This is a genomic window from Candidatus Pantoea bituminis (assembly GCF_018842675.1).
GTDB lineage: Bacteria > Pseudomonadota > Gammaproteobacteria > Enterobacterales > Enterobacteriaceae > Pantoea > Pantoea phytostimulans.
In genome coordinates this window covers 3,739,949-3,761,316 of record NZ_JAGTWO010000004.1, presented here as the reverse complement: position 1 = coordinate 3,761,316, position 21,368 = coordinate 3,739,949, and the positions used below count along the sequence as shown (strand labels likewise).

The following is a 21,368-nucleotide window of genomic DNA, read 5'->3' as shown; positions in this document are numbered from 1 at the left end:
ATTAGCCTCGCATTTTCGGGTTGATTAACACATACAACACATCGGCGAGCAGGTTGAGCAGCAGGAAGCCAATCGCCACCACCAGCACCACGCCTTGTACTACCGCGTAGTCGCGGTTAAACACCGCATCGACAATCATTTTGCCAAAGCCAGGCAGGGTAAAAACTTGCTCAGTCAACACCGCGCCGCCGAGCAACTCGCCGAACAGCAGCGTGGTCAGCGTAATCACCGGCACCAGCGCATTACGAAAGGCGTGTTTCAGCACCACCTTCTTGCCCAATAATCCTTTGGCGCGCGCGGTGCGGATGTAATCCGCTTTCAGCACGGCAATCATCGAGGCGCGCGTATGACGCATCAACGTAGCGGCTAAACCGGTGCCCAACACCAGCGCAGGCAACAGCAGCGTTTTCAGGTTTTGCGGAATGCTCTCACTCAGCGGGACATAACCGGATGCGGGTAACCATTGCAGGTGCACCGAAAACAGCAAAATCAGCAAGATACCCAGCCAAAAGTGCGGCACTGAAATCCCCGACAGCGCGACAAAATTGCTGGTGTGATCCACCCACGTATCTTTGCGCACCGCCGCGATAATGCCCATGCTGATGCCAATCACCAGCGCGATAATCATCGCCATCAAGGAAAGCTCCAGCGTGACCGGCAGCTTGCTGGCAATCAACGACGTTACCGGCTCTTTGGTGCGCAGTGATTCACCCAGATCGCCGCGTAACGCATTGCCCATCCAGTAAAAATACTGGCTGGGCAGCGGATCGTTGAGATGATAAGCCTCACGCAGTTGGGCGATAACTTCCGGGTCGCGCTCTTCGCCCGCCATCGCCAGCACCGGATCGCCCGGCAGCAGTTTCTGCAGGGCGAACACCATGATGCTCACTAACAGCAGCGTTGGGATGGCGAGCAGCAGGCGTTTAACGATCAGTTCCAGCATCTTTATTCCTCAAAGCATTTACTGCGCCATGCTGACGCCAGCCAGACGCACTAAGCCGTCCGGCCAGGCTTTAAAGCCCTGCACCTTTTTCGACAGGCCAAATATACGTGGCTCGAAGTAGAGGTAAGCAATTGGCATGTCGGTTTGCAGCTGTTTCACCACGTTGTCGTACAGTGTCTGACGTTGTGCCGGATCGTTGGTAAGACGTGCCGCATTCAGCCATTCATCAACCTGCGGATTGCTGTAGCGTCCGTCGTTGAGCGTGCCTTTGCTGTTAATAAACGAATAAATGCTGCCATCGGGATCGGGACGACCCGACCAGCCAGACAGGCTGAGCTGGTAATCGCCGCGCTGCTGGCGATCCAATAAGCTGGCAAATTCGCTCATTTGCAGATTCACGTTGAAGCCCGCTTCGCTCGCCATCGCCTGAATGACCTGCCCAACCTGCTGTGAAGTCGGGTTATTCGTCACCAGCAATGTCACGTTAAGCGGTGTAGTGACGCCTGCTGCTTTCAGCAGTGAAGCGGCTTTTTCCACATCGCGGGCTGGGACCGGCAACTTGACGTGATACGGGCTGACCGGTGACAGCGCCTGATTAGCTGGGGTGTAAAGCCCTTCAAACGCGACCTGATTCAACGCATCGCGATCGATAGCCAGCGAGAAAGCTTCACGTACGTGTGCATCTTTGAAGGGGCTTTTCGGATCGACTTTGCCGTTATTGATGTTGAAAGTAATGCCCTGATAACCCAAACCGGTGACTTTGGCTAAGGCGAGTTTGCTGTCGCCCTGCACGGTTTTCACGTCGCTGGCTGCGATACCCTCGGTCAGATCGAGATCGCCAGCACGCAGGTTAGCCAGACGGACAGAAGCATCAGGAATCGGCAGGAAAATCACTTTATCGAAGTGATAAGCCGCTTTGTTCCAGTAATTGTCATATCGTTTCAGCACAATACGATCCTGCTGTACGCGACTTTCGAACTGATACGGGCCGGAACAGACCGGATGGGTAATGAAGTCCGGTTTTTTCGCCGCTTCTGGCGCTAACATTGCGCCAGCGCGATCGGTTAACTGGCTGAGCAAGGCGGCATCAGGGTTTTTCAGATGGAACTTAACCTGGAGCGGGCCGGTGACTTCCACGCTTTGAATCGAAGAGATCTCACTTTTACGCAGTGAACCCGGCAATGTCAGGGCGCGTTCGATATTGAATTTCACGGCGTTGGCATCAAATTTTTCACCATCATGGAACGTAACACCGCTGCGTAGGTTCATGGTGAGGATTTTCGCGTCGTCGCTCCATGACCAGTCGGTCGCCAGGCCTGGGATCACTTTCAGATGTTCATCCACATCCACTAAGCGATCACACATCGCAGCAAACACAAAGCGGCCATAGTAGGTTCGCGCCAAATGCGGATCGAGCATGTCTGGATCGGCACCTAAACCAATGCGAATCACGCTTTCAGCCTGGCTGTGCGCGCTGGCGCCGAGCAGCATCAGGCCGCCGAGTGCCGTTAATAACGTCTTGCGGGCTTTCTTCACGACATATCTCCAGAGATTAGGACGGTTGATTCACCGCGTGCTCGAACAAGGCACGGCGGCGTAAAAAAGCGGCAGACGGCGGCGCGATAAGAATGGCGCTGCGATCGCGATTAATTTCCTGCCAGCGGTGGCAGGCGACCTGACGTCCGCCGGGTAAAACCTGATTGATCGGCTCTAACTGGCGGCACTCATCGGTGACATAGGGGCAACGGGTATGAAAGCGGCAGCCGCTCGGCGGGGATGCCGGATTAGGCAAATCGCCCTGCAGCAGCGGCTGCGTGCGTGGCACGCCTGGCTGCATTTGCGGTGCCGACGCAATCAGCGCTTGGGTATAAGGATGCAAGGGCGCATCAAAAATTTCGTCAACGCTGGCAAGCTCAACGATTTGCCCGAGGTACATCACCGCAACGCGATCGCTCATGTGGCGAATCACCGCCAGACCGTGCGCGACGATGATCATCGTCAGACCAAACTGCTGTTTCAGGCTCTCCAACAGATTCACCACCTGCGCCTGCACTGAAACGTCCAGTGCCGAAACCGGTTCGTCGCCAAGTAACAATGTCGGTTCAGACGCCAGCGCGCGCGCGATGCCGATGCGCTGGCGCTGACCACCAGAAAATTCATGCGGATAACGTTGCGCCCAGGCGGGCGGCAAACCCACGGTGCGCAACAGCTGATGCACTCGCGCCTGGCGATCGTCACGTGTGAGTTTGGTGTGCAACCACAACGGTTCACCCACAATGCTTTCAACCGTCATACGCGGATTCAATGAAGCAAACGGATCCTGAAAGATGATTTGTAACTCGCGGCGCAGCCGATTGAGATGCGCGCCATTCGCATGGGTAATCTCTTCACCCTGATAAAAAACCTGACCCTGACTGGCGGCCAGCAGGCGCAGTAGCAGGCGGCCCAAAGTGGATTTGCCCGAGCCAGATTCGCCCACGATCGCCAGAGTTTCACCCGCTTTTACCTGCAACGAGATGCGATCCACCGCTGTCACCTGTTTATTACGTTTGAACAGTTGAGTGGGGCCAGCAAAGGTTTTGCTCAGGTCGCGGCATTCCAAAATCGGTTTCATGCAATCTCTCCCAGCGTGACGTGCTGTTCCAGCGGCGCGCGAAAGCAGGCCACCTGATGGGCGGGTGCCAAAGCGTGCAGCGTAGGACGCGTTTGATGGCAACGCGTTTCAGCGAATGGGCAGCGCGTCGCGAAGCGGCAGCCGGCAGGCATTTGCTCGGGTAAAGGCACGTTGCCCGGAATGGTGGACAGCGGGCCGCTGCGGGCAGCAAGACTGGGAATCGAGCCCATCAAGCCAATGGTGTACGGATGTTGCGGATCGTTGAAAATCGCCTCGACTGAACCGGTTTCCACCACTTGTCCGGCGTACATCACCGCCACCTGCTGCGCAACTTCCGCCACCACGCCAAGGTCATGGGTGATCATCAGAACCGCAGTGCCGGTTTCTTTTTGCAGGCTGTTTAACAGCTGAAGGATTTGTGCCTGAATAGTGACGTCGAGCGCGGTAGTCGGTTCGTCAGCTACCAGCAGCTTGGGATTGTTGATCAGCGCCATGGCGATCATCACGCGTTGACGCATACCTCCCGAAAGCTGATGTGGATAGGCTTTGAGTCGCATTTCCGGTGCGGGAATTTGTACTTTTTTCAGGATTTCCAACGCGACGTCCATCGCTTCACGACGACTGACGCGGCGGTGCCTTAATACCGCCTCGCTGAGTTGATCGCCAAGCGTAAACGCCGGATTGAGTGAGGTCATTGGCTCCTGAAAAATCATTGCCAACTGATTGCCGCGTAAACTGGCGTAATCGGTGTTGCTGAGGTGACGTAATTCACAATCGTCGAAGCGCATTTCACCTTCAAGAATCTGCGCACTGGCAGGCAATAAACCCATTAGCGCCAGCGAGGTAATGCTTTTACCGCATCCTGATTCACCCACCAATGCCAGCGTTTCACCGGCGTTTAGCGTAAGCGAAATGCCATCCAGCACCGTGACCGGCGAGCCGCGAAACTGCACGCGTAAATTACGTACCGCCAACACCGGGCGGCAAGAACCGTCACTCATAACGTCTCCTGATCGGGCTGATGAAGGGCTTCCATTAACGCTTGTTGCAGCGCTAATAGGTGCTCGCGCATGGCGGCGGCGGCTTCTACAGGCTGACGCTGCGCGATATGCGTGACCAGCCGCAAATGATGCACATCGTAGGTATCCAGCCGCGCAGGGTGCGCGCTTGTACTCGCAGATGCTGCCAGCCGGGATCGCGGCGAATGGCGTCAATGGCATCGAATAAACCCAGCATCAAGCGATTGCCCGCAGCTTCAGCAATCGCACGATGAAAGGCGCTGTCCCATAACTCATGTTGATCGCCATCACCGGGTGCGACCTGATGCATGCGCTCCAGTAAGCGATGCAGCAGCGAGATCTGCTCTTTGCTGGCGCGTAGCGCAGCTAATCTCGCCAGGCCGGGTTCAAGCTGCAAGCGCGCCTCCATCACTTCCAGCAAATTCGATTGCTGCGGCAAAGCGTGCAGCACCAAGGGCTGAACCGGCGCGGATGGGCCAACAAACGTACCTTTGCCTTGCTTACGCCAGATGCGACCTTCTTCTTCCAGCACATCAAGCGCTCGGCGGATTTCACGTCGGCCTACGCAAAAACGCTCCGCCAGCTCTCGCTCGGTGGGTAAAGCGAGTTCAGGTGTGCTGTCGTGCTGCTGAAGCAGCTGCCGCAGTTTTTCCAGTGCTGAACTGGAGTTGGCTGAGGTTTCGGGCGTATCACTCATTATTGGTTCGCCTGTCATCTATCAGAAAAAGATGGGGTAAAGCCGGTTTTCATAAGTTTTTGTTTATGAATTAAACAGTTGGGCTCTATGTAGCGTAGGCAAGAACTGAACCAATTTTTAATTGGTTCAGTATGATTAAGGGTAAAAATGAGGTATTCCATTGATTAATAACAATGAAATAATTGCAGTGATCCCTGTTGTTTTACTTACCCTGGCGAATAACGACCAGGTGAGGAAAAGCGCATTGCGCCAGAACAGTGCGTGATTGCTGTAAAAGTGTGCAATACTGCGCGGGTTTACGTCAGTGCGCGCGACAAAACTTCGCTTAATCCGTGAAGCATTGAAACGAATAACCGCCCGCGCTGGGAGCAACATGCGACAGCCTGTTGATGCGAGCGCAGGCGTCGTGGAGATGGCGTGGAAATTGCAGTGACTTCTGTGAACAGGATGAATGCGAGCCTGCAATGCTATTGCAATATTGACTCGCCACAATGCGTAAGACGATCTTTGAATGCGACGGTGTTATGAACGCCGTTTAGTGTCTTTTGACGTGGATGATGACATTTGCCTGAAAAAAGCTGCATTCATAAGCATTATTTTTCAATTTAAGCCAACAGAAACCCTCTTTAAATCGTATTAAATTCAATCGGTTAGTGAATTTTGGCCGAAAGTGGCAAAGCATAGATAAAAAAATTATAAATTGCGCAGCAAATCGTCAGGACTCTATCCATACTTAGCTTCCCGACTTTTGTTGCATTGTTCTGACACCTTTTAAAAGCAGTGCACAACAGGCTGTGTCCCGTAATGGTTTTACTCATAACAAAAACAAACCCTTGCGGGATGCAGCCTGAACAGGCCGGTTTCAGAACCTGACTTCAGGTTCGTACCTCTCTACTTTCACGTGATTCATAGTGAGTTTTTAAGGAGTTCTCTATGGAATTAAAAGACCCAATGTTTGAATTGCTCAGCAGCCTTGAGCAGATTGTATTGACACGTGATAAACGTCCTGCTGATTTGGAAATTCAACTCCAGCCTACGATGCCCGAACCACAACGCTTACGCGAAATGACCGGTATGCAGCTTGATGAATTTGCCAAAGTAATGGGCGTTAGCGTTTCTTCTGTGAAAAGTTGGGAGGCACGTCGTACGCGTCCTTCAGCCACGGCGCAGAAACTAATGAAGTTGCTTCATGCCAACCCGTACCTTGGAAGGCAGTTGCTTGAGTAAGCACTGATAAGACGAGAAGAACAAAAGAACCCGCCGCTGGCGGGTTTTTTCAGCTTAAGCCGCCATATTTAGCGGCTTGTTTAACGAACCAACTCTCCGGCACGCTATAGGGCGGCTCACCTAACTGCGCAATGCCTGCTTCGATAATGGTTGAGGCCTGCTGCCACAATTGAGCGTCACCTTGCTTCAGCAATTCGATTTGCACCTTTTTCTCTACCAAATAGATACGAGCAAAGTGCGGATCAAACCGCACAATTGAGCGCGTATTGTCGATGATATCTGCAAGTTTAATGGTTTGCGCTTCCGGCGCTGCGTTAGCCGTGTGCTGAAAATGTGCCAGCTTGCGGGCCGCTCGGTTTTTAGCGGTCGGCTGGGCACTGTCTGTTAACATTTCTACCAGCTCGGCGACTCGCGGGCCAAAGTGAGTGTTGATATCGTTTAGTGTGGTCGCGGTATCTTCTACCGTGTCGTGTAACCAGGCTGCGGCCAGCAAATTTTCATCACTCGTAATGCTGCGAACCAATTCAACGACTGCCGCCGGATGCACAATATAGGGTTCATCAGTGTATTTGCGTCGCTGACCCGTTTCGGCATGGGCTTGTGTTGCATAGCGTCGCGCCTGATCTTCAAGAGAATCCATCATGCTTTTACTCCTTAGCATAATATGTTGCTTGCAATTGTGTAGCGCGCTATCTATATTCTAGCCATGAACAGTAATCAAGATGACAAAAAGTGAAAGCAGCGCCACTGTTGCTGGATCAGCAGCTCTGCTTCGCGCTCTATTCTGCCAATCTGGCGATGAATAAGGTGTATCGCCAGCTGCTTACGCAACTCGACGTGACCTATCCACAATATCTGGTGATGCTGGTGCTGTGGCAAAAAGATGATGTCACCGTCTCGGAGATTGGTGAGCAGCTCTTTTTGGATTCCGCCACGCTGACACCGCTGCTTAAAAGGCTGGAAAGCGCCGGACTCATTAATCGTCAGCGTTCGCGTCAGGATGAGCGGCAAGTAGTGGTGACGTTGACCGAAACAGGTCGAGCCTTGCGTAGCAAGGCAGAAAGCATTCCCGACGCCATTCAATGTGCGGCGGCCTGTGATGAATCCGCTTTGAATGCGCTGAAAACGCAGCTGGACGATCTTCGCAATAATCTGAATCGTTCGCGATAAGAATTCATAATGTGGGTGCCACGCACCCGCTAAATTTCACCCGTTCGACTACGCTTATTTAAGTAGTGGGCGATTAAATAGCATATAGCGAGGAATTTATGTCATTAGAACAAGTGGTTTACTGTGCAAAAGCCAAAGCAACCGGCGGTCGTGATGGTCGTGCAACCTCTTCTGACGGTGTGCTGGACGTTAAATTAGGCGTGCCGAAAGAGATGGGCGGCGCAGGCGGCGAAGTGACCAACCCAGAGCAGCTGTTCGCAGCGGGTTATTCAGCCTGTTTCCTCGGCGCAATGAAGTTTGTAGCGGGTCGCGACAAGATTTCTATGCCTAAAGATGCATGGATTGAAGGCGAAGTCGGCATTGGCCCAATCCCGAACGGTTTCGGCATTGAAGCCACCCTGAATATCCATCTGCCTGAGATGGATGAAGCGGAAGCGAAAAAATTGGTTGATGCAGCACACATCGTCTGCCCTTATTCCAATGCAACCCGCAACAACATTGACGTGACGCTGAACATCGTTCGCTAAACGTTTTTACGGGCCTGCAAAGCGGGCTCGTAATGTTTCAATACACTCTTTTTCCTCGATTTTCCCACACTATTTATCCAGACCTCTTACGCTTAGTTAGTCTGCTAACTTCTTCTGGAGAATCCCCTATGACTTCACGCCTGCGCGCCTTACTGCCTGGCTTATTACTCAGCGTCGCCTTTACTGCGGCAGCCGCTGACAATGTGATTACCCCTATGCGCGGCACCATTGATGCCATCAGCGGCAACCAGCTGGATGTCACCACGCGTCAGGGCGATAAAATTAAAGTCGAGATCAACGACAAAACTAAAGTTAACAGCGTCAGCAAAGCGCAGATGAGCGACATCAAACCAGACAGCTTTATCGGTACCGCCGCGGTACCGCAAGCGAATGGCGAACTGAAAGCGCTTGAAGTCCACGTATTTGCGCCAAGCCTGCGCGGCAGTGGTGAAGGCTTTAATCCTTTCGAATCAGCCGATGGCAAAATCAATACCATGACTAACGGTACGGTCGGCAAACTGGTTAACAGCAATGGCCGCACCATGACGGTTAAATATGGCGACAAGCAAAAAACGGTGCAGGTTCCTGATGATGTACCGGTGGTGCTGATTGAGCCGGGCAATAAAAGTTTGCTGAAGCCGGGCGGCAAAGTAGTGCTGTTTGGCAGCAAAGCCAGCGATGGTCACATCGTGGCTCGCGGTATTTCTGCTGGTAAAGATGGTCTGACACCACCGATGTAAATCATGAAAAAAGCATCGGGTTCACGTCATCCCTGGCCGATTCGGCTTTGTCACTGGACAAATGTGCTGGTGATGATTGGCATGCTGATGAGCGGCTGGGGCATTTACAACGCCTCGCCGCTGTTCAATTTCACTTTTCCCGCATGGATGACGCTCGGCGGCTGGCTCGGCGGCCACATTGCCTGGCATTTGGCGGTGATGTGGTTGCTGTTTGCTAACGGGGTAATTTATCTGGTGTGGGGCATCATCAGCGGGCAATTTCGTGGCCGCTTTTTACCGCTAAGTGGGCGCGCGCTCTGGCAAGATCTTTTCTCGGCATTGCGGCTGCGGCTGCATCATCGCGGCAGCGACTACAATGCGGTACAGAAATTGATGTACCTGTTTGTGTTGGTGGACGGCGTGCTGCTGGTGCTATCGGGTTTATCTATCTGGAAACCGGTGCAGTTTAGCGGGTTGGTGGCGCTGTTCGGTGGTTTTGATATGGCGCGTTATGTGCACTTTTATGCCATGAGCGGCTTGGTGCTGTTTACAGTGATTCACGTGGTGATGGTGATCCTGGTGCCGCAAACGTTGTGGCCGATGATTACCGGTGGCAAGCGGAGTGCAGATCGTGAGTGAACAACCCAAAAGTAAAATCATCCTGAAACCTGATCAGCACAAACAGCTGATCAATCTACAACGCCGCATGCTGCTGCGCAGCGGATTAACGCTGGGTGCCGTTTCGCTGCTCAGCGGTTGTAACTTACAGGATGGCGATAGCGTCGATAAAGTTTTATGGGCGATGTCACGCTGGAACGATCGGGTACAAAGCTGGTTATTTAATGGTGAGAAGCTGGCACAAACCTATTCTGCCGATCAAATCACCCGTCCGTTCCGGTTTAATGCCTTTTATCCCGAATACAATGTGCCGGAGATAGATCTTGCGGATTACCGGCTGGAAGTGTCGGGCAAAGTCTCGAACAAAGCGTCCTGGACGCTGGAGCAATTGCAGCGCTTGCCGCAGACCGAACAAATTACTCGCTTGATTTGCATTGAAGGCTGGAGCGCGATTGGCCAATGGCGCGGCGTTCCACTTAAGACCTTTCTGCAACACATCGGGGCCGATTTAACCGCACGCTATGTCGGTTTCAAATGCGATGATCGTTACTATTCCAGCCTGGATATGCCCACGGCTCTGCATCCACAAACTATTCTCGCCCTGGATTTTGACAACAAACCGCTACCGCCAGATTTCGGTTATCCGCTGCGGCTGCGCGTGCCCACCAAGCTTGGCTTCAAGAACGCCAAGCATATCGGCGCGATCTTTGTTACCGATCAGAATCCAGGCGGCTATTGGGAAGATCAGGGCTATAACGGTTTTAGCGGGATTTAGTGAACAAAAAGTGTGCAATTGTTCACAGTTTTGATTATTTTCTGGTCTAACCATTTCTTGCATGTTCTACTGTGCCACCTCGCAGTAACGCGTTCAGAATCCTCCTGCATCTTGTCCGATGCGCTTACTAATCGAACTCTACTGCAATCTGATAGTCACACTAACGTTCGATAAAGCGCATCACTCCAGGGAAACACCATTTTTCATGAATTATATTAAGAGTTTAACCCAGCAAAAGTTGTCGCTATTGCTGGCGTTGTACATCGGTATCCTACTGAATTTACCAATTTTTTATCGCCGTTTTGACGGTTTCTTGACGCATTCCACACTGATAAATTGGGTGACTGCAGCCACAGAAGTCATTGCGATTGTCATACTGACTTTTTCCTCATGCGTTTGTTGTCGCTAGGCGGCAAGAAAATCTATCGTGTGCTCGCCACCTGTATCGTGCTGATCTCTGTTGCTTCAGCCTATTACATGGCTTTTTTCAATGTGGTGATTGGCTACGGCATCGTGGCATCGGTGATGACCACCGATATGGATTTGTCGAAAGAGGTCATTGGGTTTCACTTCGTGGCGTGGATGGTGCTGGTTAGTGCATTGCCGCTGCTGATGATTTGGCGAAATAACCTTCGCCTGACGCTCAATGAACAGCTGCGTACGCCGGGTCATCGCCTTAAACCGACGTTAGTCATGTTAGTTTGCGTCGCGCTGGTTTGGTTGCCGATTCGCTATTTCGACAAGCTGCAAAAAGCCAATGAAGAGATAACCAACATCGATCTGCCAAGCTACGGCGGCGTGGTTGCACACTCTTATCTGCCTTCTAACTGGCTGGCCGCGGTTGGACTGTTTGCCTGGACGCGACTGGATGAAACCCTGGAGAGTCAGGAACTGCTCGATCCCGCGAAGAAATTTACCTATGTTGCGCCGCAAGGTTTGGATGACACCTATGTAGTGTTTGTCATCGGTGAAACCACCCGTTGGGATCACATGGGCATGCTCGGTTATGAACGTGATACCACGCCAAAACTCTCTAAAGAGAAAAACCTGGTCGCGTTCCGTGGCGAATCCTGTGATACCGCGACGAAGCTTTCTCTGCGCTGCATGTTTGTGCGCGAAGGCGGCACAATGGACACACCGGGACGCACACTGAAAGAGCAGAACGTCTTTGCAGTGATGAAAGAGCTGGGCTTCACTTCTGAGCTGTTCGCAATGCAGAGTGAAGTGTGGTTTTACGATAACGTCAACGCGAACAACTTCGCTTTCCGCGAGCAGATTGGTTCCGAGAAGCGTAATCAGGGTAAATCGGTCGACGACATGCTGCTGGTGCCTGAGTTAAAAACGTCGCTGGAGCGTTTCCCGAAAGGCAAACACTTAGTGGTTTTGCACACCAAGGGTTCGCATTATCTTTATTCGCAGCGTTATCCACGTAGCTTTGCGCGTTATCAGCCGGAATGTATGGGCGTTGACGAGACGTGCAGCAAAGCACAATTGATCAACGCTTATGACAACTCTGTGTTGTATGTCGACACCATGCTCGACAGCGTTTTGGATCAGCTGCGTGATAAGAAAGCGATTGTTTTCTATGCAGCCGATCATGGCGAATCGATCAGCGAAAACATGCACCTGCACGGTACGCCACGTGAAATGGCACCACCAGAGCAGTTCCGCGTGCCGATGATTGTTTGGGCATCAGATAAATATCTGGAAGACCCCACTAATCGTAGTAACTTTGAGCGCCTGCAGGCGCAGCAGCGCGTAGGTAAAACGCACCGCCACGTTGAGCTGTTTGATACCATTCTGGGATGTTTGGGTTATACCTCGCCAGATGGTGGCATTAAAGCGGCCAATAACTGGTGTCAGGCACCGGCTTCGAGCCAGACGAGTTCGCTATGATTGCTGCCTGGAACTTATTGACGCGTGGGTGTTTTTTTCATGCTGCATGCTTTCCAGGCGATTAACGGTCAAAGTGTAAAAAGCGGTTGACGCTCCCGGTGGGTCGCAGTAACATGCGCCCCCATCGGCGAGTAGCGCAGCTTGGTAGCGCATCTGGTTTGGGACCAGAGGGTCGGAGGTTCGAATCCTCTCTCGCCGACCACATTTAGAAAATCTGCTTTAAAAGCAGGTTTTTTTCGCCTGTAGTAAACAGAGGATGAGAACCTCCGAAGGAGGTTTGAGCCGAGCGCAGCGAGACCACGTTGCTTCAGCAACGGCCCGCAGGGCGCTTCTCAGCGAGAAGCGTAATCCTCTCTCGCCGACCACATTTAGAAAACCTGCTTTTAAAGCAGGTTTTTTTCGTCTGTAGCAAACAGAGGATGAGAACCTCCGAAGGAGGTTTGAGCCGAGCGCAGCGAGACCACGTTGCTTCAGCAACGGCCCGCAGGGCGCTTCTCAGCGAGAAGCGTAATCCTCTCTCGCCGACCACATTTAGAAAACCTGCTTTTAAAGCAGGTTTTTTTTCGTCTGTAGCAAACAGAGGATGAGAACCTCCGAAGGAGGTTTGAGCCGAGCGCAGCGAGACCACGTTGCTTCAGCAACGGCCCGCAGGGCGCTTCTCAGCGAGAAGCGTAATCCTCTCTCGCCGACCACATTTAGAAAACCTGCTTTTAAAGCAGGTTTTTTTTCGTCTGTAGTAAACAGAGGATGAGAACCTCCGAAGGAGGTTTGAGCCTTGGCAAAAGAGTTATCCCCCTAAAAGCCGTTTAATCAAATCGCTTAAACCAAACCTTCCGATAACTTCCTAATAATCCTCATTCGCCGTTGTTAATTATCCTGGCTGTAATATCGCCCGCTTATCCTTTCAAGCCCTTGCTGCATCGGGCCTGCGTAGTTAATTTGCGACACATTCTTCTTATGACCGAAAGCTGCATATTGCTGATTTCTTATACCATTGAGACAGCATATTTCGCTGGTTGAACGTCATAACGCACGGTGAATCGTTCAGTTATTCAACATTTGCCGGTAAAAGTTTTTTGTTTTTTAGCGGTGAGAATCACTAGCGTCAAAGTTAAGAGCCAGCACAAAGCACGGTTTTTAAGCTAATGACACTGTGTAATGTGTGGCATTTCAGCGGAAACTGTTTTTTTTAGCGTTGCTTGCTATCCCTCACACTCTGTGTAAATAACTAACCGTTGTATTGACGTTCTTTGCAACTGTTGACAAATTGATGCGTCAATAAAGAAGCAGAAGCGGCGTTGTCTGGCAGATTCCATGGTGTCAGAGAAATCAAAAATAACGTTTCGCTCTTTTCCACCGAAAAGGTGGGTCGCCTGAACCGCATAAAAAAATCAGAGGTCAGGTAATGCACACAACATCACATCACAATGGAGCAAAAGCATGATCAACTCCCTGGCTAAATCCAGGATGCTGAAGGTCGGTCTGAGCCTGATTGCCATGACTGTAGCCGCCGGTGTTCAGGCAAAAACCCTCGTTTATTGTTCTGAAGGTTCCCCGGAAGGTTTTAACCCGCAGCTGTTCACCTCTGGCACCACCTATGACGCCAGCTCACGCCAGATTTATAACCGTCTGGTTGAGTTCACTATCGGCACAACCGAGTTGCACGCTGCTTTGGCAGAAAAGTGGGACGTCAGTGAAGATGGCAAAACCTACACTTTCCACCTGCGTAAAGGTGTGAAGTGGCAAACCACCAAAGACTTCAAACCGACGCGCGATTTAAACGCCGACGATGTGGTGTTCACTTTTGAACGTCAGCTGGATACAAACAACAAATATCATGGTGTTTCCGGCGGCAGCTATGAGTATTTCCAGGGCATGGATATGCCTAATCTGATCAGCAAAATCGAAAAAGTGGACGAGAATACCGTGCGCTTTGTGCTGACACGTCCTGAAGCGCCGTTCCTTGCCGACCTTGGTATGGACTTCGCCTCAATTCTGTCAAAAGAGTACGCCGATAACATGCTGAAAGCCGGTACGCCGGAAAAAGTGGATCTTAACCCAGTGGGTACCGGTCCGTTCCAGCTGCTGCAATACCAGAAAGACTCACGCATCCTTTATAAAGCTAACCCGGATTATTGGGGAACCAAGCCAAAAATCGATCGTTTAGTCTTCTCGATTACGCCAGATGCATCGGTTCGTTACGCAAAACTGCAGAAGGGCGAATGCCAGGTAATGCCGTATCCAAATCCGGCAGACATTGCGCGCATGAAGCAGGATAAGAACATCAACCTGTATGAGCAGGCTGGCCTGAACGTCGGCTATCTCTCCTATAACGTTGAGAAAAAACCGCTGGATAACCTGAAAGTGCGTCAGGCACTGACCATGGCGGTCAACAAAAAAGCGATCATCCAGGCGGTTTATCAAGGTGCGGGCCAGCCGGCTAAAAACCTGATTCCACCAACGATGTGGGGCTATAACGATGCCGTTGAGGATTATCCTTACGATGTTGAAAAAGCCAAAGCACTGCTGAAAGAAGCGGGTATGTCGGATGGTTTCTCCATCGATCTGTGGGCAATGCCGGTTCAGCGTCCTTACAACCCGAACGCGCGCCGTATGGCGGAGATGATTCAGTCCGACTGGGCGAAGATTGGCGTAAAAGCCAAAATCGTTACCTATGAGTGGGGCGAGTATCTGAAGCGTGCCAAAGCGGGTGAACATCAGACTGTGATGATGGGTTGGACGGGCGACAATGGGGATCCGGATAACTTCCTCGCTACGCTGTTCAGCTGTTCAGCGGCGAAAGATGGCTCTAACTACTCGCGCTGGTGTGATAAATCCTTTGAGGATCAAATCCAACCGGCACGTGCGACCGCCGACCAGGCGAAGCGCATCGAGTATTACAAGCAGGCTCAAGTTGTGATGCATGACCAGGCACCGGCGCTGATGATCGCGCACTCAACGGTATTTGAACCGGTCAGCAAAAAAGTCACCGGCTATAAAGTCGATCCGCTTGGCGGACACTACTTTGCTCAGGTAGACATTCAAGAGTAATCATTGCCCTTTTCCGGGGTGGCTACGCGTCACCCCGGCTTTATCTCCCTGTTTTACTGGAAACGGTAGAGGCGCAGCCAGTCTGCGTCGCGGTCGAGGCTACTCGATCGTCAGATGTAAGCAATAACTAACCTCGCGACGACGGTCGCGTGGGCAAGAGAGAACCCGGAATATGCTGCAGTTCGTACTCCGACGTCTGGGACTTGTCATCCCGACATTTATCGGTATTACCCTGTTGACCTTCGCGTTTGTTCACATGATCCCGGGCGATCCGGTGCTGATCATGGCGGGCGAACGTGGTATTTCCCCTGAACGCCACGCGCAGTTAATGGCGATGTTTGGCCTCGATCAACCGCTGTGGAAACAATACCTGCACTATATCAATGGTGTGATGCACGGCGACTTAGGTATTTCGCTGAAAAGCCGCATTCCGGTATGGGATGAGTTCGTGCCACGCTTCCAGGCCACGCTTGAGCTGGGTTTCTGCGCCATGCTTTTCGCTGTCGCTGTAGGCATTCCGGTGGGTGTGCTGGCTGCGGTGAAACGTGGCTCTATCTTTGATCACACGGCGGTAGGCATCGCACTGACCGGCTACTCCATGCCGATTTTCTGGTGGGGCATCATGCTGATCATGCTGGTATCGGTGCAGCTGAACCTGACGCCAGTATCAGGGCGCGTTGGCGACACGGTGTTTCTTGATGACACCAATCCGCTGACCGGTTTCATGCTGATCGACACCCTGATTTGGGGCGAGCCAGGCGATTTCAAAGATGCTGTGATGCACATGATTTTGCCAGCCATCGTGCTCGGCACCATTCCGCTGGCGGTGATTGTGCGTATGACGCGCTCCGCCATGTTGGAAGTACTCAGTGAAGATTACATCCGTACCGCGCGCGCCAAAGGGCTAACGCGTATGCGCGTGATTGTGGTTCACGCCCTGCGTAATGCTATGTTGCCGGTCGTGACGGTGATTGGTTTGCAGGTGGGGACGTTGCTGGCGGGTGCGATTCTGACCGAAACCATCTTCTCTTGGCCGGGCCTTGGTCGCTGGCTGATCGAAGCACTGCAGCGCCGCGATTATCCGGTGGTGCAGGGCGGCGTGCTGTTGGTCGCGGTGCTGATTATCGTGGTCAACCTGCTGGTTGATTTGCTGTATGGCGTGGTTAACCCGCGCATACGTCATAAGAAATAAGGGGGGAATCATGTCAATTGTTGATCCCGCGAGCGTAACCGCTGCACCGAAGCCGATGACCCCAGTTCAGGAATTCTGGCACTACTTCAAACGTAATAAAGGTGCAGTGATTGGCCTGGTTTACATCGTTATTATGCTGCTGATCGCCATCTTCGCTGATGTGCTGGCGCCGCATGCGCCTGCCGAGCAGTTCCGAGACTCACTGCTTCATCCGCCAGTTTGGCAGGAAGGCGGTAGCTGGAGTTATATCCTTGGTACGGATGACGTAGGCCGCGACGTGCTGTCGCGTCTGATGTACGGCGCGCGCCTGTCGCTGCTGGTCGGGTGTCTGGTGGTGGTGCTGTCACTGATCTTTGGGGTGATCTTCGGCTTGATGGCCGGTTATCTTGGCGGCGTGGTTGATAATACGATCATGCGTCTGGTGGATATCATGCTGGCGCTGCCAAGTCTGCTGCTGGCGCTGGTGCTGGTGGCTATTTTCGGACCGTCGATCGTCAATGCCTCTATCGCACTGACTTTCGTGGCGCTGCCGCACTACATTCGTCTCACGCGCGCGGCGGTATTGGTCGAAGTGAACCGTGATTACGTCACCGCGTCGAGCGTGGCAGGTGCCGGTACGCTGCGTCAGATGTTCGTTAATATTCTGCCTAACTGCATGGCACCGCTGATCGTGCAGGCATCATTAGGTTTCTCCAACGCCATTCTGGATATGGCGGCGTTGGGCTTTCTCGGTATGGGTGCGCAACCGCCAACGCCGGAGTGGGGCACCATGCTCTCCGACGTATTGCAGTACGCGCAAAGTGCCTGGTGGGTGGTGACTTTCCCTGGATTAGTCATTCTGCTTACCGTGCTGGCATTTAACCTGATGGGCGATGGTTTGCGTGATGCACTCGACCCGAAACTCAAGCAGTAAAGAGGCACCGAGATGGCGTTATTAAATGTAGACAAATTGTCGGTGCATTTCGGCGACGATAAAGCACCGTTTCGTGCGGTAGACCGCATCAGTTATCAAGTTGAGCAAGGCCAGGTTGTTGGGATTGTGGGTGAATCCGGTTCAGGTAAATCGGTAAGCTCGCTGGCCATTATGGGGCTGATCGACTTTCCCGGCAAAGTCATGGCTGAGAAGCTCGAGTTTAATCAGAGCGACCTGAAGCGCATCTCCGAGAAAGAGCGCCGCCAGCTGGTGGGTGCGGAAGTGGCGATGATTTTTCAGGACCCGATGACCAGCCTGAACCCGTGTTACACCGTGGGCTTTCAGATTATGGAAGCGATTAAAGTGCATCAGGGTGGCAACAAGAAAACGCGACGTCAGCGTGCCATTGATCTGCTGAATCAGGTCGGCATTCCCGATCCCGCTTCGCGTCTGGATGTTTATCCGCATCAGCTGTCGGGTGGGATGAGCCAGCGCGTCATGATTGCGATGGCAATTGCCTGTCGCCCAAAACTGCTGATTGCCGATGAGCCAACGACCGCGCTCGACGTAACCATTCAGGCGCAAATCATTGAGCTGCTGCTGGAGTTGCAGCAGCAGGAAAACATGGCGTTGATCCTGATTACACACGATCTGGCGCTGGTGGCTGAAGCTGCACATCACATTATTGTGATGTATGCCGGTCAGGTGGTGGAAAGCGGGAAAGCGACGGACATCTTTAAAGCGCCTCGCCATCCTTATACGCAAGCCTTGCTGCGTGCGCTGCCGGAGTTTGCGGCGGATAAAGCGCGTCTGGCGTCATTGCCTGGCGTGGTGCCGGGTAAATATGATCGTCCGCTCGGCTGCCTGCTCAATCCACGCTGTCCTTATGCCACCGATCATTGCCGTCAGGTAGAGCCTGAATTACGCGATATTCCAGGGCGTCAGTCCAAATGTCACTATCCGCTGGACGATGCCGGGAGACCAACTTATGAGTCTTGAGAAAACCAAGCAGGATTACCTGCTGCAGGCCATTGACCTGAAAAAACACTACCCCGTGAAAAAAGGACTTTTCGGTCAGGAACGTCTGGTTAAAGCGCTGGATGGGGTTTCATTCAATCTCGAACGCGGCAAAACATTGGCTGTGGTGGGCGAATCGGGCTGTGGTAAATCCACGCTGGGCCGCTTGCTGACGATGATCGAGACGCCAACCGAAGGGCAACTTTACTGGCATGGCCAGGATTTGTTGAAGCACGATCCGCAGGCACAGAAGCTGCGTCGACAGAAAATCCAGATTGTGTTCCAGAATCCTTACGGTTCGCTCAATCCGCGCAAAAAAGTCAGTCAGATTCTTGAAGAGCCACTGGTGATCAACACTTCACTGACTAAAGCGGAGCGCCGCGAAAAAACGCTGGAGATGATGGCGAAGGTCGGCCTGAAAACAGAACACTACGATCGCTACCCGCATATGTTCTCGGGCGGCCAGCGTCAGCGTATCGCCATTGCGCGTGGCTTGATGCTCGATCCCGATGTGCTGATCGCTGATGAACCGGTTTCGGCGCTCGACGTTTCAGTGCGTGCTCAGGTGCTGAACCTGATGATGGATCTGCAGCAGGACATGGGTTTGTCATATGTCTTTATTTCGCATGATTTGTCAGTGGTGGAGCACATTGCTGATGAAGTCATGGTGATGTACCTCGGACGTTGTGTCGAGAAGGGCAGTAAAGAGGCGATTTTCTCAAACCCGCGCCATCCGTATACCCAGGCGCTGTTATCGGCGACGCCGCGTCTCAATCCAGACGATCGCCGCGAGCGCATCAAACTGACCGGTGAATTGCCAAGTCCGCTGAGTCCGCCGCCGGGCTGCGCCTTTAACGCGCGCTGCCGTCGTCGTTTCGGCACTTGCGTACAGTTGCAGCCGAAGCTGAAGCTGTATGGCGAACAGCAAATTGCCTGCTTCGCTGTCGACCAGGATGAAAATCAACCGGTCGGCGCGGCTGAAAAAGTCAGTTAATCAAAGTAATAAGGCTCCTTCTGGAGCCTTTTTTTAAGCCCGTTTTCCGCCAAAACCCTCAACAGAGCTGTTTCCCGCCCGACATGACAAGCCAAAAGCCGTGAAAATCATTTATGAAGATTAACCCTTGGTAAACTTGCCGGCAAAACAGCGAAAGAGTTAACCTGCCATAACGCAGTCAATCTCAGCTAATAACGTCTGTTTAACGTTAAGAGTCAGTCTGAATTTAGTCAGTATTTGGGACTAAAAGCGCTGTTAACAACGTTGGTCGTGCCAGCTCAAGGTCGGATGAATGACTACACAGTTTTGTTAATGTTATGTTGCTTGATTTAACTTAAGGCTATCTTATTAATTTCCAGGCATAAACAGTTAACAACCGCGTTTTATCGTTAAATTTCAATCTATCTGATTAAACTCTTTTATTGAATGTGCTGTTTTTGTAATCAGATTTATCTCACTGTGTTTAAAGGGATGTGATATATTCCAGGATAATTCCCCCTTGTTGTAGGCCACGGCCAATGAAGAATTACGATGATTTACAGCGTTTTAAAGAGAAGACGCAGACGCTCGATATCGCCTTTAAAGATATGTCTGGCCAGACGCAGGAAGCGGCGGAACAGAGTAAATGGGCATTGATTCGCCAGTTGGCAAAAGATGACCAAACCACCCCTTTTGATAGCAATCAGCGTATCGATCTGCCGCAGCCGCAGCCGATTCGTGGTGACGAATTCAGCGATCCCGCGCAAGGCGTGACGTCGCGCCCTGCTGGATTGGCGACGCCTTCCTCGGCACGTGGCTCAATTCTGGATAGCCTAACGCCTAACGCGTCGGTTGCACCTGTTGCCGCGCCCACATCGGGTTTGTCTTCACTGTTTCCACCACCGCTTGCTCAAGCTCAGCCGGTTGCAGAGCCTGTCACTCAACCTGCGCCCGCCGCTTTTCAGCCTGCTCCGGCTATGATTCAACCCGTGGCTGTTCCCGCACAAGCTGCACCTGTTGCTCAACCTAAGCCTGTGTTTGCCGCAGCGTCTGCGCCTGTGGCGGCACCTGCCGCTGTTTCCAGCGCCGAGCCCGGACGTTTCGGTGCGCTGTTCCGTTCACGTAATAGCGAACCGGTCAGCCTGTCCAAAGAGACTTTACTGAAACCGTTATTGGAGAAGATTGCGTTATGCCGTTAGTTTGTGTGTGCTCGCCGAAAGGGGTGTTGGAAAAACCACGATGGCGGCCAACCTGGCCTGGAGTCTGGCGCGTTCAGGTAGCAAAGTTCTGGCAATCGATTTCGATGTGCAGAATGCGTTACGTCTTCATTTTGGTGTGCCACTTCACGATGGGCGCGGCTTTGTGGCGCGTTCAGAAGAGCAGGCAGACTGGAGTCAGTCGATTCTCACCACTGGCGGCAACATTTTTGTGCTGCCGTATGGCGATGTTACCGAACCACAACGTGAACGGTTTGAAGAGAATCTGTCAAAAGATCCGCATTTCCTCCGCCGCGGTCTCGATACGGTACTGAATTACCCTGGCTTGGTGATCGTCGCCGATTTTCCGCCCGGCCCAGGCCCGGCGCTTAAAGCAATCAGTGCATTAGCCGATATGCATTTAGTGGTGATGTTAGCGGATACCGCATCGGTCTCATTATTGCCGCATATTGAGGAGAACCGAATGATTGGTCAGCCCCTCAATACTAAACAAGGACATTATTTCGTCCTGAACCAATGCGACAATCGCCGCAATATTAACCGTGACGTTACGGCATTTATACAGCAGCGCCTGGGCGATAATTTGTTAGGTGTGGTTCATCGTGATGAAAGCGTGGGTGAAGCAAATGCCTCACAGCAATCTGTTTACGATTTCAGTCCTGCTTCCGCTGCAGCGTTTGATATTGAACTGATTGCTAAACGCGTCGCCAATATTCTGGATATCACCGTAGGTAACGGCGAAGTTCAGGCCCCCATTCGCACCAGCCACTATTAATCGCCTGGCCTCGCCAGGTGCGTTA

At 52.3% G+C, this 21,368-nt stretch carries 16 protein-coding genes, 1 tRNA gene, 3 other RNA genes and 4 pseudogenes; 18 read left to right on the top strand and 6 right to left on the bottom strand.

Going from position 1 to position 21,368, the window contains the following annotated elements; translation table 11 throughout:
• Position 1: 1 nt before the first annotated feature.
• The 5 genes and pseudogenes from KQP84_RS21365 to KQP84_RS21345 all read right to left on the bottom strand — a co-directional run bounded on the left by KQP84_RS21365 (position 2) and on the right by KQP84_RS21345 (position 5,273).
• Complete coding sequence (locus tag KQP84_RS21365; protein ID WP_215848029.1) at positions 2–943, bottom strand: ABC transporter permease; 942 nt, start codon at positions 941–943, stop codon at positions 2–4.
• An 18-nt stretch (positions 944–961) separates the two neighbouring features.
• Positions 962–2,434: an ABC transporter substrate-binding protein gene (locus tag KQP84_RS21360; RefSeq protein ID WP_215848363.1), complete on the bottom strand. Its 1,473-nt coding sequence runs from the start codon at positions 2,432–2,434 to the stop codon at positions 962–964.
• 61 nt (positions 2,435–2,495) lie between these two features.
• Entirely contained in the window at positions 2,496–3,557 is a 1,062-nt protein-coding gene (locus KQP84_RS21355) for an ABC transporter ATP-binding protein (protein WP_215848028.1), read from the bottom strand.
• Positions 3,554–4,558, bottom strand: a complete 1,005-nt coding sequence (locus KQP84_RS21350; RefSeq protein ID WP_215848027.1) for an ABC transporter ATP-binding protein — start codon at positions 4,556–4,558, stop codon at positions 3,554–3,556. Before KQP84_RS21350 ends, KQP84_RS21355 begins: the two co-directional genes overlap by 4 nt.
• Positions 4,555–5,273, bottom strand: a pseudogene (locus KQP84_RS21345) (FadR/GntR family transcriptional regulator). Before KQP84_RS21345 ends, KQP84_RS21350 begins: the two are co-directional and overlap by 4 nt.
• A 933-nt stretch (positions 5,274–6,206) precedes the next feature.
• On the opposite strand from KQP84_RS21345, the gene KQP84_RS21340 reads away from it, so the two are divergent.
• Positions 6,207–6,500, top strand: coding sequence for an HTH-type transcriptional regulator (locus KQP84_RS21340; protein ID WP_215848026.1), 294 nt, complete (start codon positions 6,207–6,209; stop codon positions 6,498–6,500).
• A gap of 49 nt (positions 6,501–6,549) precedes the next feature.
• Here the strand turns inward: KQP84_RS21340 and KQP84_RS21335 are convergent, their stop codons facing one another.
• Positions 6,550–7,143: an HD domain-containing protein gene (locus KQP84_RS21335; protein ID WP_215848025.1), complete on the bottom strand. Its 594-nt coding sequence runs from the start codon at positions 7,141–7,143 to the stop codon at positions 6,550–6,552.
• Between the two features lie 63 nt (positions 7,144–7,206).
• On the opposite strand from KQP84_RS21335, the pseudogene KQP84_RS21330 reads away from it, so the two are divergent.
• The 17 genes and pseudogenes from KQP84_RS21330 to bcsQ all read left to right on the top strand — a co-directional run bounded on the left by KQP84_RS21330 (position 7,207) and on the right by bcsQ (position 21,343).
• A pseudogene (locus tag KQP84_RS21330) lies at positions 7,207–7,670 on the top strand (MarR family winged helix-turn-helix transcriptional regulator).
• Positions 7,671–7,768: 98 nt separating this feature from the next.
• A complete protein-coding gene (locus KQP84_RS21325) occupies positions 7,769–8,197 on the top strand; it encodes an organic hydroperoxide resistance protein (protein WP_215848024.1) in 429 nt (142 codons plus the stop codon).
• A 128-nt stretch (positions 8,198–8,325) separates the two neighbouring features.
• Complete coding sequence (locus KQP84_RS21320; protein WP_215848023.1) at positions 8,326–8,937, top strand: DUF5666 domain-containing protein; 612 nt, start codon at positions 8,326–8,328, stop codon at positions 8,935–8,937.
• A 3-nt stretch (positions 8,938–8,940) separates the two neighbouring features.
• Positions 8,941–9,555 (top strand): cytochrome b/b6 domain-containing protein, encoded by a 615-nt coding sequence (locus KQP84_RS21315; protein ID WP_215848022.1) that lies wholly within the window; start codon positions 8,941–8,943, stop codon positions 9,553–9,555.
• A complete protein-coding gene (locus KQP84_RS21310) occupies positions 9,548–10,309 on the top strand; it encodes a molybdopterin-dependent oxidoreductase (protein ID WP_215848021.1) in 762 nt (253 codons plus the stop codon). Before KQP84_RS21315 ends, KQP84_RS21310 begins: the two co-directional genes overlap by 8 nt.
• A gap of 205 nt (positions 10,310–10,514) precedes the next feature.
• A pseudogene (eptB, locus tag KQP84_RS21305) lies at positions 10,515–12,205 on the top strand (kdo(2)-lipid A phosphoethanolamine 7''-transferase).
• Between the two features lie 125 nt (positions 12,206–12,330).
• Positions 12,331–12,407 (top strand) — tRNA-Pro (locus KQP84_RS21300).
• Positions 12,408–12,440: 33 nt separating this feature from the next.
• A non-coding RNA gene (locus tag KQP84_RS21295) (RtT sRNA) lies at positions 12,441–12,570 on the top strand.
• 33 nt (positions 12,571–12,603) lie between these two features.
• A non-coding RNA gene (locus KQP84_RS21290) (RtT sRNA) lies at positions 12,604–12,733 on the top strand.
• Between the two features lie 34 nt (positions 12,734–12,767).
• Positions 12,768–12,897, top strand: a non-coding RNA gene (locus tag KQP84_RS21285) — RtT sRNA.
• Between the two features lie 748 nt (positions 12,898–13,645).
• Positions 13,646–15,256, top strand: a complete 1,611-nt coding sequence (gene dppA, locus KQP84_RS21280) for a dipeptide ABC transporter periplasmic-binding protein DppA (RefSeq protein WP_215848020.1) — start codon at positions 13,646–13,648, stop codon at positions 15,254–15,256.
• 172 nt (positions 15,257–15,428) lie between these two features.
• The gene (dppB, locus tag KQP84_RS21275; RefSeq protein ID WP_215848019.1) at positions 15,429–16,448 is read left to right on the top strand and encodes a dipeptide ABC transporter permease DppB; all 1,020 of its coding nucleotides are present in this window, start codon (positions 15,429–15,431) and stop codon (positions 16,446–16,448) included.
• 10 nt (positions 16,449–16,458) lie between these two features.
• Positions 16,459–17,361: a dipeptide ABC transporter permease DppC gene (gene dppC / locus KQP84_RS21270; protein ID WP_215848018.1), complete on the top strand. Its 903-nt coding sequence runs from the start codon at positions 16,459–16,461 to the stop codon at positions 17,359–17,361.
• A 12-nt stretch (positions 17,362–17,373) separates the two neighbouring features.
• Entirely contained in the window at positions 17,374–18,360 is a 987-nt protein-coding gene (gene dppD, locus KQP84_RS21265; RefSeq protein ID WP_215848017.1) for a dipeptide ABC transporter ATP-binding protein, read from the top strand.
• Positions 18,350–19,372, top strand: coding sequence for a dipeptide ABC transporter ATP-binding subunit DppF (gene dppF, locus KQP84_RS21260; RefSeq protein ID WP_215848016.1), 1,023 nt, complete (start codon positions 18,350–18,352; stop codon positions 19,370–19,372). The genes dppD and dppF overlap by 11 nt, the downstream gene beginning before the upstream one ends.
• A gap of 518 nt (positions 19,373–19,890) precedes the next feature.
• Positions 19,891–20,550 (top strand): cellulose biosynthesis protein BcsO, encoded by a 660-nt coding sequence (gene bcsO, locus KQP84_RS21255; RefSeq protein ID WP_215848015.1) that lies wholly within the window; start codon positions 19,891–19,893, stop codon positions 20,548–20,550.
• Positions 20,541–21,343: pseudogene (bcsQ, locus tag KQP84_RS21250) on the top strand (cellulose biosynthesis protein BcsQ). Before bcsO ends, bcsQ begins: the two are co-directional and overlap by 10 nt.
• The last annotated feature ends 25 nt before the right edge of the window (positions 21,344–21,368 follow it).

Coding starts and splice junctions, on each gene's coding strand:
- KQP84_RS21365 (WP_215848029.1), bottom strand. CDS start 943: ATGCTGGAACTGATCGTTAAACGCCTGCTGCTCGCCATCCCAACGCTG.
- KQP84_RS21360 (WP_215848363.1), bottom strand. CDS start 2,434: ATGCTGCTCGGCGCCAGCGCGCACAGCCAGGCTGAAAGCGTGATTCGC.
- KQP84_RS21355 (WP_215848028.1), bottom strand. CDS start 3,557: ATGAAACCGATTTTGGAATGCCGCGACCTGAGCAAAACCTTTGCTGGC.
- KQP84_RS21350 (WP_215848027.1), bottom strand. CDS start 4,558: ATGAGTGACGGTTCTTGCCGCCCGGTGTTGGCGGTACGTAATTTACGC.
- KQP84_RS21340 (WP_215848026.1), top strand. CDS start 6,207: ATGGAATTAAAAGACCCAATGTTTGAATTGCTCAGCAGCCTTGAGCAG.
- KQP84_RS21335 (WP_215848025.1), bottom strand. CDS start 7,143: ATGATGGATTCTCTTGAAGATCAGGCGCGACGCTATGCAACACAAGCC.
- KQP84_RS21325 (WP_215848024.1), top strand. CDS start 7,769: ATGTCATTAGAACAAGTGGTTTACTGTGCAAAAGCCAAAGCAACCGGC.
- KQP84_RS21320 (WP_215848023.1), top strand. CDS start 8,326: ATGACTTCACGCCTGCGCGCCTTACTGCCTGGCTTATTACTCAGCGTC.
- KQP84_RS21315 (WP_215848022.1), top strand. CDS start 8,941: ATGAAAAAAGCATCGGGTTCACGTCATCCCTGGCCGATTCGGCTTTGT.
- dppA (WP_215848020.1), top strand. CDS start 13,646: ATGATCAACTCCCTGGCTAAATCCAGGATGCTGAAGGTCGGTCTGAGC.
- dppB (WP_215848019.1), top strand. CDS start 15,429: ATGCTGCAGTTCGTACTCCGACGTCTGGGACTTGTCATCCCGACATTT.
- dppC (WP_215848018.1), top strand. CDS start 16,459: ATGTCAATTGTTGATCCCGCGAGCGTAACCGCTGCACCGAAGCCGATG.
- dppD (WP_215848017.1), top strand. CDS start 17,374: ATGGCGTTATTAAATGTAGACAAATTGTCGGTGCATTTCGGCGACGAT.
- dppF (WP_215848016.1), top strand. CDS start 18,350: ATGAGTCTTGAGAAAACCAAGCAGGATTACCTGCTGCAGGCCATTGAC.
- bcsO (WP_215848015.1), top strand. CDS start 19,891: ATGAAGAATTACGATGATTTACAGCGTTTTAAAGAGAAGACGCAGACG.